The sequence below is a fragment of the Methanocorpusculum sp. GPch4 genome, assembly GCF_012062385.1.
GTDB lineage: Archaea > Halobacteriota > Methanomicrobia > Methanomicrobiales > Methanocorpusculaceae > Methanocorpusculum > Methanocorpusculum parvum.
Map to the genome: position 1 here is coordinate 85,217 of NZ_SIJA01000067.1, position 11,729 is coordinate 96,945.

Annotated in this window: 17 protein-coding genes; all 17 read left to right on the top strand. The window is 54.4% G+C overall.

Features of this window, described 5'->3' with window-relative positions; all coding sequences use genetic code 11:
* Positions 1-102: 102 nt before the first annotated feature.
* Positions 103-504, top strand: a complete 402-nt coding sequence (locus EYA77_RS09900) for an MTH865 family protein (RefSeq protein WP_245241201.1) — start codon at positions 103-105, stop codon at positions 502-504.
* A gap of 119 nt (positions 505-623) precedes the next feature.
* On the top strand, positions 624-833 hold the full coding sequence (locus tag EYA77_RS05715) for a putative immunity protein (protein WP_167816152.1): 210 nt from the start codon (positions 624-626) through the stop codon (positions 831-833).
* A gap of 88 nt (positions 834-921) precedes the next feature.
* On the top strand, positions 922-1,218 hold the full coding sequence (gene hgcC, locus EYA77_RS05720; protein ID WP_095642325.1) for an HgcAB-associated protein HgcC: 297 nt from the start codon (positions 922-924) through the stop codon (positions 1,216-1,218).
* Positions 1,219-1,229: 11 nt separating this feature from the next.
* Positions 1,230-2,300, top strand: a complete 1,071-nt coding sequence (gene hgcA, locus EYA77_RS05725; RefSeq protein WP_167816153.1) for a mercury methylation corrinoid protein HgcA — start codon at positions 1,230-1,232, stop codon at positions 2,298-2,300.
* Positions 2,300-2,650: a mercury methylation ferredoxin HgcB gene (gene hgcB, locus EYA77_RS05730; protein WP_167816154.1), complete on the top strand. Its 351-nt coding sequence runs from the start codon at positions 2,300-2,302 to the stop codon at positions 2,648-2,650. The genes hgcA and hgcB overlap by 1 nt, the downstream gene beginning before the upstream one ends.
* 72 nt (positions 2,651-2,722) lie before the next feature.
* A complete protein-coding gene (locus tag EYA77_RS05735; protein WP_095642318.1) occupies positions 2,723-3,052 on the top strand; it encodes an arsenic metallochaperone ArsD family protein in 330 nt (109 codons plus the stop codon).
* Entirely contained in the window at positions 3,045-3,389 is a 345-nt protein-coding gene (locus EYA77_RS05740; RefSeq protein WP_167816155.1) for a metalloregulator ArsR/SmtB family transcription factor, read from the top strand. The genes EYA77_RS05735 and EYA77_RS05740 overlap by 8 nt, the downstream gene beginning before the upstream one ends.
* A 5-nt stretch (positions 3,390-3,394) precedes the next feature.
* Positions 3,395-3,571, top strand: a complete 177-nt coding sequence (locus EYA77_RS05745) for a hypothetical protein (RefSeq protein ID WP_155897834.1) — start codon at positions 3,395-3,397, stop codon at positions 3,569-3,571.
* On the top strand, positions 3,568-4,449 hold the full coding sequence (locus EYA77_RS05750) for a permease (protein ID WP_167816156.1): 882 nt from the start codon (positions 3,568-3,570) through the stop codon (positions 4,447-4,449). The genes EYA77_RS05745 and EYA77_RS05750 overlap by 4 nt, the downstream gene beginning before the upstream one ends.
* Positions 4,446-4,823 carry a low molecular weight phosphatase family protein gene (locus EYA77_RS05755; protein WP_167816157.1) on the top strand — a complete coding sequence of 126 codons (378 nt, stop codon included), beginning with the start codon at positions 4,446-4,448 and terminating at the stop codon, positions 4,821-4,823. Before EYA77_RS05750 ends, EYA77_RS05755 begins: the two co-directional genes overlap by 4 nt.
* Positions 4,824-4,827: 4 nt before the next feature.
* Positions 4,828-5,892 carry an ACR3 family arsenite efflux transporter gene (gene arsB / locus EYA77_RS05760; protein ID WP_167816158.1) on the top strand — a complete coding sequence of 355 codons (1,065 nt, stop codon included), beginning with the start codon at positions 4,828-4,830 and terminating at the stop codon, positions 5,890-5,892.
* Positions 5,893-6,019: 127 nt separating this feature from the next.
* Complete coding sequence (locus EYA77_RS05765; RefSeq protein WP_042697321.1) at positions 6,020-6,286, top strand: hypothetical protein; 267 nt, start codon at positions 6,020-6,022, stop codon at positions 6,284-6,286.
* A complete protein-coding gene (locus EYA77_RS05770) occupies positions 6,283-7,992 on the top strand; it encodes a hypothetical protein (protein WP_167816159.1) in 1,710 nt (569 codons plus the stop codon). The genes EYA77_RS05765 and EYA77_RS05770 overlap by 4 nt, the downstream gene beginning before the upstream one ends.
* On the top strand, positions 7,989-9,533 hold the full coding sequence (locus EYA77_RS05775) for a hypothetical protein (protein WP_167816160.1): 1,545 nt from the start codon (positions 7,989-7,991) through the stop codon (positions 9,531-9,533). Before EYA77_RS05770 ends, EYA77_RS05775 begins: the two co-directional genes overlap by 4 nt.
* Complete coding sequence (locus tag EYA77_RS05780; protein ID WP_042697330.1) at positions 9,530-10,375, top strand: DUF4350 domain-containing protein; 846 nt, start codon at positions 9,530-9,532, stop codon at positions 10,373-10,375. The genes EYA77_RS05775 and EYA77_RS05780 overlap by 4 nt, the downstream gene beginning before the upstream one ends.
* The gene (locus tag EYA77_RS05785; RefSeq protein ID WP_167816161.1) at positions 10,372-11,337 is read left to right on the top strand and encodes a MoxR family ATPase; all 966 of its coding nucleotides are present in this window, start codon (positions 10,372-10,374) and stop codon (positions 11,335-11,337) included. Before EYA77_RS05780 ends, EYA77_RS05785 begins: the two co-directional genes overlap by 4 nt.
* A 3-nt stretch (positions 11,338-11,340) precedes the next feature.
* Positions 11,341-11,729: hypothetical protein (locus EYA77_RS05790; protein ID WP_167816162.1), on the top strand; the 389-nt coding region annotated here is incomplete at its 3' end.

Here is an 11,729-nt window from a genome sequence, read left to right on the forward strand (position 1 = left end):
ATTAACCCGCAGGGTCATAATTCTATATCAGTGTGCCTAGTATATTTTAATGACGCTCTTGTATATAAATATAACATCCCCATAGGTATGTGGTGAAACAAGATGCCAACATGGAGTTATACAGGTAAAGACGTATCACAGACAAAGGCGGAAGAGTCCCTCAAATCGATCAAGGGAGCATGCTTCGGGTGCGAGACCCACAGCGCCGACTGCCCGATCGCAAAGGCAGCAGGAGAGGTCGCCGGCATGCCCGGACTTGTCCCCCTCACCGTAAAAGAGCAGATCCATGCCCAGATCAGCGGGGCACTCGCGGGAGCATCGTTCCCGATCGACACACCCGCCGCTCTCATCGCCGCGTTTCCAAACGGCGCAGACACGACCTGTCAGGTCGGCGATCTGAAGATGACCGCAGGCGAAGCCGGCACCCTTCTCACGGCAGCGGATTTCCCGTTCAAGAGCGCGAAATCGGTAGCCGATGTTATCGTCGAGCGGGCCGGACTTTAAGTGCGGAAATTCTTCGAAAGGATCCCGGCAGGGTGCGAAACCCGAACATTTTTTTCTTTTTTCTCAGGTCATTCGATACGGTGATCCAAATAGGATCTCAGAAAGAATTCGCGAGCCTCATGCTTTGTAGAATTACTTTCCATTATGCAATTCCGTTTCTGATTTCGGCGCACACGCAAAGACATGCGGTCCATGCCGCAGAATACGCCGTGAAGGCGGTTTTTCCGGAGCAGAGGGAAGAGGAACGCGCCTGGCAGTATCGTCATCTGCTTTCACTCACCCGGCAGCCTGACACCGCCGGCGGAGATCCCGACCCCGACATTGCTTAACAGAGAGACCCCGGCAATTCAGAAAATTCTGATTTTTCAGAAACATATAAATTATCAGAATGCCTACGTCGTGAGTGAAGAGTTCTCTATGACCCAAAAAAATACCGAAGATCCATCATCACAAAAAAATGATTCAGACTGCGGGTGCGGCGGTGAAACGGGCTGCCGGATCGAAGCAGTACTCAGCGTGGATGAACGCGGGCAGATGGTCCTGCCAAAAGACGTGCGGGAAAAAGCCGGCATCCGGACAGGAGACAAACTCGCACTCATCAGCTGGGAGAAAAACGGCAGCATCTGCTGTCTTGCTCTGATGAAAGCTGACAATTTGAGCTGCATGGTAAAGGATATTCTCGGCCCGCTCCTAAACGAACAGGACCGGTCGTGAGGGACCAATTCATGAAAATAACCGAAACGTCCGGCTCCTGCTGCTCCTGCTCATCGACGTCCGGAGGAAAGACCTGCGGATGCGCTGAAAACAGCTCCCGGCCCCCGGTGATCAAAACGACCACGGGCATCATCACCTTTTCTGATAGATTCGACCATCTCCTTGCCCGGCTGGGCTGGCGCCGGTCAGAGCACCGTGTCGAACCCGGCCTGTATCGGCTCGGAGATCCGGATGCAGACTCACCGGTTTTTGCATCGGCAAACTATTCTCTCAGTTTTGATGCCCTCCGCTCCCCGCTTGCAGGGATCGATGCATGGATCCTTGTTCTGGACACGAAGGGGATCAATGTCTGGTGCGCCGCCGGGAAGGGAACGTTTGGAACGGATGAACTCGTCCACCGGATAGAATCCTCAGATCTTGCTGGAATCGTCTCGCACAGGACAATCATCGTACCCCAGCTTGGAGCACCGGGGGTCTCCTGGGTGGACGTTGCGGCGAGGACGAAGTTCACTGTCGAATACGGCCCGGTCCGGGCAGACGATCTGCCGGAGTATCTGAAAACGCACACGGCGACACCTGCCATGCGGCGTGTCGAATTTTCTTTGCTGGACCGGCTCGTCTTAACGCCTGTCGAGTTCATGCACGCGGCGCTTCCTACTCTTGCAGCTACCGCGGCACTTTGGTTTCTTGCCGGACCCGTCGCATCGCTTGCCGCAATATCCGCAGTCCTTGCAGGCACCGTGCTTTTTCCTCTGCTTCTGCCCGTTCTCCCGACACGGGACTTTTCGACCAAAGGGATGATCCTTGGCATGATCGTATCACTTCCCTTCGCGTATGTTTTTGGCACAGATCCGAACCTTCCGGTATGGGTCGGCGTCCTTTCAGCCGCTGCGGCCTTCCTTCTCATCACGCCGGTTATCTCGTATCTTGCCCTGAACTTCACCGGCTGCACACCGTTTACCTCACGAACAGGGGTCAAGAAGGAGATCTTTTCGTATGTCAAGGTCATGGCGGGAATGGCGGCGCTCGGCGTGATAAGCGGTATTATCCTTGGCGTATCCAGGATGCTTGGAGTGATCTGATGTTTGATTCCTACACCGAAACGAGCCTTTCCTTTGATCCGGCACTTTGTATAAACTGCAGACGCTGCACGCAGGTCTGTCCCCATGCAGTTTTTACTGCAGGTCAGACCCGTGTGATCCTCGACCGGCCTTCTGCCTGCATGGAATGCGGAGCCTGCGCTCTCAACTGTCCGGTCCAGGCAATCACCGTTCAAAGCGGGGTTGGATGTGCGTGGGGGATGATCGGCGCCGCACTCCGGGGAAAGGACATGGACACCGAATCCTGCTGCGGCGAGGGAAGTTCCTGCTGCGGAAGTTCCGCACCGAAACAAAAAGCCCTGATCTGTGACTGCGGAAAGAAGGAGCGGTAAACGCGATTTGGGGGTACCCTCACCCGCACCTTTTGAAAATTATTATATGCAAATATGTGAATATAATAATATATGTCATCAATGTGTCTTTACGAAGCACAAGACCCGGACACGACCGATCCCGAGTACATCCGGATCACTGAGATCATCGACCGGCTCAAACCCAAAGGCATTCTGATAGAGCGGGCAACATGCGATGCCAACCCAAACATCGTCCGTCTTATGTCACGGCACGGCGAGAAAATCCTTCCGGCGGTCGTTGTCAATGACTTTGTCATGATCACCGGCAGGTATCCGACCGATGAAGAGATCAAACAGATCCTGCATGTCTCCGACCACCTCATCGAACGAAAAACCCACTGCTGCTCCTGCTGCATTCCCGGATATGAATGCGATGAGTGATCCGGAAACGATCTTCAAAGCATGCGGCGATGCGACCAGACTGCGGATCCTTGCACTCCTGCAGGGTAATGAATTATGCGTCTGCGAGATCGAAGCGGCGCTCTCCCTCTCCCAGCCGAACGCTTCGCGCAGCCTCGCGATCCTGAAAAACGCCGGCGTCATCCAGAGCAGAAAACAGGCACAATGGGCATACTACAAAATCAGCGATGAATTTTTCGCCCAGTATCCCGCGTTGTGCACTGCCCTGGAAAAGATCTGCGCCGAACTGCCGATGACAAAAACCGACAAAGACACCTTGAAAAGACTTAGAGAAACACGACCCTGTGAAAAGATGTGAGTATCATGACCGAAGAAAAAAAGACCTCGATATTTGGAAAGCTGAAAAAAGCCATCACCGCAGAAAACTGCTCGTGCTGCTGCAATGTGAAAATCGTGCCGGAAAAATCCTGCTGCGATGATGAAGCCGGATCGAAAGATCAATGCGGAGAAAACTGCTGTTGTTCCGGAAAATCTGAATGAATTTTGCAGAAACGCTCCTCGCGGCCGGTCAGTATTTCCTGATCATAGCTCTGGAACTTACGGCGCTTTTCATCGTCGTCTGTCTGATCGTCGGGGCACTCAACGTCTATGTCCCTAAAGAGAAGATGCAGAAAGTCCTCGGGCATTCCGGATCGGTCAGGGGAAGCGTGATCGGCGCCGCGTTTGGAGCGATCACCCCGTTCTGCTCCTGCTCGACGATCCCGGTAACGCTCGGATTTCTGAAATCCGGCGTGGCCTTTTCGAGCGCCATGTCTTTTTTGTTCGCGTCCCCTCTTTTGAACCCGGTGATAATCGCGATGATGCTCGTCATCTTCGGCCCGCAGATCACCGTTGTATATGCCGTTCTCATGTTCACGGCGGCCGTCCTCATCGGTCTCACTCTTGAGCGGCTTGGGTTCAAAAAATACGTTAAACCTGTCGCCGTCGAAGGAATGACCGAAGAGACCGGCACAAAAATGCAGAGGATCGTACGGTTTGCCTGGACGACGTTCCGGCAGATGATCCCCTACCTCCTGCTCGGTGCGGCGATCGGCGCATTCATCTACGGATTTCTGCCGGCCGACTGGATCCTGGCCGTTGCAGGCCCGCAGAATCTGTTCGCGATCCCCATCGCCGCGATCATCGGGATCCCGCTCTATATCAGAGCGGAGACGATCCTCCCGATCAGCGCCGCTCTCTTGAGTAAAGGAATGGGGGTGGGGACCGTGGCCGCTCTTCTGATCGGCGGGGCAGGCATGAGTATCCCCGAGATCACGATGCTTTCCGCGATATTCAAAAAACAGTTCGTTCTGGTGTTTGTCGCAACGATATTTATTGCGGCTGTGGTGACCGGATTAGTCGTGCAGGTGATCGTATGAAACGGATCGCCTTTCTCTGCATCAAAAACTCCTGCAGATCACAGATCGCTGAAGCGCTCTGCCGGCATCTCGGCGGCGACAGGTTCACCTGTTATTCTGCCGGGAGCGAGCCGGGCGACAAAGTTGATTCGACCGCCGTCCGCCTCATGCAGGAGATCTACGGTATCGATCTCTCGACAAATCGGCCGAAAAAGTTCTCCGACCTTCCAAAGATCGACATCATCGTCACGATGGGCTGCGGGATCGCCTGCCCCGTCGTTCCCGGAACACAGCGGATCGAATGGCACATCGACGACCCGGTCGGAAAAGGCGAGGAGGCGTATCGCCTCGCGATCGCCGAGATCGAAGCGAACATACAATCATTGAAAGGGTGATGCTATGACAAAAAACACAACCGCAGGCCTTGGGATCTTTGCTAAATATCTTACCCTCTGGGTAATCATCTGCATGATCGCCGGCGTTCTGATCGGCAGGTTCGTGCCGTTCGTTCCGGAATTCCTGGGCACGTTCGAGTATGCAAACGTTTCCATCCCGATCGCGATACTCATCTGGGTCATGATCTACCCGATGATGCTGAAGGTGGATTTCAAGAGCGTGAAATACGTCGGAAAAAATCCCAAAGGGCTCGTCCTTACCTGGGTCGTGAACTGGCTGATCAAACCGTTCACGATGTTTGCGATCGCGGCCTTCTTCTTCTATATCGTGTTCAGCGCCCTCATTCCTCCTGAACTCGCCCGGGATTATCTTATCGGCGCCGTGCTTTTAGGCGCAGCTCCGTGTACGGCGATGGTTTTTGTATGGAGCCATCTGACGAAAGGAAACGCCGCCTATACGGTCGTCCAGGTCGCGACCAATGATCTGATCATTCTTGTCGCATTTGTCCCGATCGTCGCATTCCTGCTCGGGATCAGCGGGATCAGCATCCCGTGGGTCACACTGTTTCTTTCGGTGGTTCTATTTGTGGTGATCCCTCTCCTGTGCGGAGTGATCACCCGGATGTATCTCATCAGGAAAAAAGGAGAGGAGTATTTTACCAAAACGTTCCTCCCGAAGTTCGACAACATCACCATCGCCGGGCTGCTGCTTACCCTCGTGATCATCTTCTCGTATCAGGGAACCGTTATTACGGAAAATCCACTGCATATTCTTCTGATCGCCGTACCGCTGATCATCCAGACGATCCTGATCTTCTGTATCGCATACGGCGCGGGATGGTTCCTGAATCTCCCTCACAGTATTGCAGCCCCGGCAGGTATGATCGGCGCTTCGAACTTCTTCGAATTAGCCGTCGCCGTTTCGATAGCGTTGTACGGAACGAACAGTCCGGTCGCTCTCGCGACGATCGTCGGGGTGCTCGTCGAAGTGCCGGTGATGCTCATGCTTGTTAAGTTTGCGAACGCGACGAAGGACAGGTTCTTGAATCGGGAGCTGGATCAGTGCTGATCATAACCCTATGTCAGAGTGCTGGTCAGGAGAACACAACCGCCCCTCTTTTTTTCTTTCCGCCGCTTCCCGGACGATCCAAACCAAAACCTATTACCCTCCTTAAATCAATAACAGTTAACTACCCATGGCTCCGTCAAAAACTCTGATCGCCGCATCCCTTCTCCTTGCATGGATGGGGACCGTTGCTTCGATCATGATACTTGCTCGGACCATCAATATCGAGATCTTTTTTGTACTCTGGCTGATCGGCTTTCTGATCATCACCGAGTTCTTCGTCGTCACCACCCTCCGGCCGAAAAGCGCCCGCTGGCAGCGCCTTATCGGCATTGCAGGCGTCGGCATCTTTGCCTTCATCATCATCATAAAAATCGTGGAGATTATCGCAAAATGAAGGCAAACCCCGCCGCCGCCGCAGCACTCCTCGCCGTTATTGCGGCCGTCATGCTGATCACGCTCGTTGCGGGCGGGGGAACGCTTCTCTACGCTGCCGAGGGACATACCAACACCTCCAGCCACGCTGACCCCTCCACGATCGCCGTCATGACGACCGAAGAGGCCGAGACCATTCTTCCTCTCATGGGAGATATCATCGGCCTTTCCTATGATGCGGTCTATCAGCTCTATCTCAATGATCCCGAGTATGCTGCCCGGTATCTCGCCGCATATGAAAATACGGTCAGCCGGCTTGGGACCAATCTGGGAAAGATCAAACTCACCCAGACCGACATCAATCAGTACAGAAAAGAATCGGCTGATCTTGGAACATCCATCAGGATCATCCAGGGGGATGTGGTGCGTCTTGCAGAGATCGATCACCTCAGACGTCAGTATGCATCCGATGGAAATACTGCGGCCCTCTATGAGCTTGCAGCAGAATCCAAACTCATTTACGGCGAACTTGCCCTGACCGCAGAAAACTACGCAGGATCTGCAGAGATCATGCAGCAGATCTCGGCCGCCTACGGGCTCGATCCGGCCAAACTCCAGTCTTCGGTCCCGCTCCTAAGCCAGGTCATAATTGCCGCCACTTCGGGAAAACTCACCGTCACGACAGATGCACAAGGAAATATCGTCATTATCGACACCTCCGGGACCACGACAGACACCTCCGGATCCATCACCATCTCGGTCGATCCTTCGATCGCACGCTACGGAGATACCCTCACGATCTCGGGCATCGCACGGGGAACCCAGGGGAGCCTTGACATCTACTGGGACACCACCCTCTGGGGAACAGCATCGGTCGACAGTGCCGGATACTACACGAAAAAACTGAAGATCGGCAGGATAGCCGAAGGCATCCACGCGGTCACCGCTCAGTCGGGCGGCATCACCTCCAAACCGGTCTATATCACGATCCTCTCACAGCCCTCGGTCGTTGCTATCCTCAAAGATCAGCAGGAAAACGGCGAACTCCACCGAAAACTCACGCTTTACGGCTCGCTCTTGACTGAAGACGACCTCCCGATCGTCGGAGCTCCCGTAACCGTCTACTCTGAAGATCATATCCTCATCGGGACAGGCATCACCAATGCAAACGGGATCTGGAATGTCTCGGCTGAGCTCATCGACGGAGGCTACGCGTTCTACGCAATATTTGACGACGTCTCCTTCCCTCTCGAGGAAAGCATGAGTGAACTCTATCCGGTCACGATACTTGATCCGACCATATATTATATCATACTTATCGCCGCCTGCGGCGTTCTTCTCGTTTTGGGGATTCGTTTCGTCGTAAAACGGAGACCAAAATACGCCTCCGGAAAAGCTCCGCCGCTGACCCTCGAACCAGCGCCTAAATCTTCCGGGCCGTTGAAAAAGATCCGTGACGCCGTCACTAAAAAAGAGGATCCTGATGCGGATCCCCTTCGCCGCCTCTACAGGAAGACCTCGGTCTTCCTTGCAGGAAAATCAGGGATAGCAAACGTTGCCGTTCTGACACCGCGGGAGTTATTGGCCGCGCTTTCCGCACCAAACGAGAACATCAAAGAGTTTATATCAACGTATGAGTATCTCCATTATGCGAACGTTTCGGCAGGTCACGACCAGATAAAACATCTGGAGCGTCTTTCTAAACAGATCATTGAGGGCTATACATGACACATGCTCAACATAAGTTTCTGACCACGAAACGATCCGGCATACCCGGGATCGTTCAAAGATCGGCAGTTCTTCTGCTGATCCTCACGCTTTTCTTAGCCGGCGGTTTCTCCGGCTCTGCCGCAGCCGAAGAGACAGACCCTGTCCAGACGACTGGCCCCTCAGCGGAACTTTCTGCTCTCGCCGCCGCATTGAACAGCACCGCCGCTTCTCTGAAAACCGGGGATCCACACGCCGCTGCCGCTGAGATCAGCCTGATCTCGGCGGATATCGACTCCGTCCGCACCGTTTTGGCCGGAACTCCGCTCGCTTCTTCCGAGGTCCAGGACCTTATCCGGCTCAAAAACAGTCTCGATACCTCTGCAGCCGATCTTCTTATCGGGGGTGCGGATACTTCAGCGGCGGTTTCTGCTCTGACGCAGGCAGAGACCGATGTTTTGGGCATCAGAAATACCCTGATCTCTACCTATACATGGGCCGGCAAAAATCCGGATGAATTCGAGTATGATCTCCCGCTTCTGGAAACATCTCTCCTTCGTCTTGCAGCCGTCTCCCAATCACTTGAGAACACGGCGGCCTCCCTTTCCGCAGGTTCACCGGACATCTCAGCCGCCGGCGGGCAGCTTTCGCAGCATATCGATGATCTTTCGCTCATAAGGGACCGGCTTGCCGCTGATTTGGCGCCCGCCGCTCTCACCGATGAACTGAACCTGACCGTCTCCAGTCTTAGGACCGCCGCCGATTCCCTGCAGAACGGCGGTGATCCGCTGACGGCTGCGGATATGCTCGGCAGTGCGGCCGAAGTGCTCGTCCGGCTCTCGGCGGATGCTGCACTCCTCCCGACAACGGCACCGACAGAAACTCCAGCAGAAACCCCAGCAGAAACTCCTGCGGAGACCCCGGTGCAGACCGTCACCATGCCTCAGACGACGCTGACAGCCGCACCGACACAGACGAACCTTGCAGAAACGCCCACCCCTGAGGTGATCATCCCGGACGAAACAGAAGATGACGGCGCAGGATTTATCGTTCCGATCATCATCATCATCAGTGTTTTCGCTGTCGGTCTCGTTGCAGTTGCCTTCTTCATCCGCTCGAAAAAACGAAACGGCAAAAAATCTCCGGCAAATCAGGAGACGGCAGTGCCAAAGACGCCTGCTCCCAAGCCTAAAGAAGAGCAGTTTGTGCCCGTAGCTTCGTTCAGTGAAAAATCCGACGCTCCCAAAGCAGAAAAACAGCCGGCAGAGCCGGAACAGACGCAGACGCGTGTCCAGGCTTCTGAAACGGTCAGCCTGGATCCAAATGCAGGGGCCGCAGAGCAGTTCAGAATTGTGGCTGCCGCGATTGCCAAAAACCGCGGCCTCCTTGGTTCAAGCGAAGCCCTCTCACCCAGAGAGCTTATTGATCCGGATAATCCGAGCGAGCTGATCAAAAAGTATGTCGCCCTCTACGAAAAGGTCCGCTACTCTCCCGGTTCCACACCTGAAGACATCGCCAGCCTCGCTGAACTTGCAGCCAAGATCCTTAAAGAGAACACATGAACAAACGCGTCGCTGCAGCCCTGATCCTGATACTCCTTGCCGGACTGATCCTGGCCGGTCAGCTTGCCACGACAAGCGATGAATACAGCCGGTACAACATCAACTGGAACGGGACCTCGGACTTCTTCGGCCTTGCAGCGGACAAACCATCAGTTTTCAGCTACGACGATCTGCCTGCCGGCAGCGGGAGCACCCTGCTTATCATCGCGCCGGGCACTGAATTCGGCGGGCTTTCCCGGTATCTTTACGAGGGAAACACCGTCATCATCGCCGACCAGAGTGGAAATGCCAACATTTTTCTTGAACAGATCGGCAGCTCCATCCGGGTCCATGATCAGCCGGTCAGATCAACCAGCATGGAGTACAAAGACATGGGCATTTTCCGTGGCACGGTAGAGGGCGATCTTTTTGGATCCAATGTCACCACCCTCACCTTCAACTACCCGGGGTATGTCACCGGCGGCGAGACCGTCGCCGCAACTTCCCATCTCTCCTGGGTCGACGCCAACAAAAACAACATCCCCGACGCCTCTGAACCACTGAAAGTTTATTCTCTTATCGCATCAGAAACTATTAGTACTGGTCGTGTCATCGTCATTGCTGATCCATCGGTCTTTATCAACAGTATGCTTGTCCGTACCCACACCGAAAATATCCAGTTCATCAATGCTCTCCTCGAAGAGGAGCTCATAATCGATCAGACCAACTCGGCATCGACATCAGGCGGGGGCCTCTGCCCTCTTCTTGGGGCGATGCACAGATATCCTGCCCTTGGGACCATCCTCATAACCATTCTTTTCATTCTAACAGCCGTTATCGGCATCCGGAGATTCCGCTTATGACAGAACAGCAAAACATTGATACCATACGCACCTTCCACGACGATCTCAAAAAACGACTGCATCAGTGCATCATCGGGTATGACGACCTGATGGATCTTCTGACCATTGCATTACTCAGTGACGGCGCTCTTCTTATGGAAGGGCTCCCCGGGACTGCAAAGACCACACTGTGCAAATTCTTTGCGCAAAACATCGGCGGACACTTCGGCCGCCTGCAGGGTGCGGTCGACATTCTCCCAATGGACGTCATCGGTGTCCAGAAGTATCAGCAGGATACGAACAAATTCTTCTTCTCAAAAGGTCCGATCTTTTCAAACCTCTTCCTCGTTGATGAGATCAACCGGATGACGCCCAAAGCACAGGGCGCTCTCCTCGAAGCGCTCGCCGAGCGTCAGGTCACGATCGACAACGAAACCATCTGCCTCCCCGCGCCGTTCATCGTCATCGCGACCCAGAACCCGTATGAGATGGAAGGAACGTTCAACCTTATCGAGTCGCAAAAAGACCGGTTCACGCTCAGTTACCGGACCAAGCATCTGGATGTCGCGGAAGAGGTCTCTGTTCTGAAGAAAGGGATGGCAGGATCCCTCACTCCCGGGATCCTCGATTCCAAAGACAAGCTTGTCAAAGATCCTTCTGAGATCCTCGCCATGCAGGCGATAGTCAGATCCGTCTATGCAAGCGACGACATCCTTACCTACATCGGCGATCTCGTCGAAGCCACCAGAAATCATCCCGATATAAAACTCGGCATCAGCACGCGGGGGTCCCTTGCTCTGCTGCGCAGCGCCATGGCCAATGCTGCAATCCAGGGACGCGAGTATGTCATCCCTGACGATGTCAAATATCTCGTGCCGTTTGCATTCGCTCACCGTATCATCATGAAACGCGAATCGGCCCTGAGCAAAATTACTGTGGATTCAGTCATTGATGATATCCTTCAAACCGTGCCGGTGAAATGATCCATGCGTCCAACACTGCTGACCGGACTCCTTCTGCTTTTCAGCCTGCTCTCTTTCATGTATGCATGGATGATGAACTCAGCAGAGGCGGCGGCGGCGGGCCTTGGACTTTTGGTGTTTGTTTCGCTTTCCGCCGGCATCTTTCAGACAAACCTGCGCAGTCTTGCCATCTCGCTGACCGTTGTCCGTGAAGCCGACAGGACCGTTGTGGATCAGAACGGGCTCATCAGCATCACATCCGCGATCACTGCCGTGACCGGCCGCCTGACCGCCTCGTTCGATGACGTTCTGCCGCCGGGAGCGCTCCTTGTCTCAGGCTCGCCGGCATTCACCGCCGGCCGGGCATCCTACAGGTTCAGACTCCCGGTGATCGGCTCCTCCTATTTTCAGGG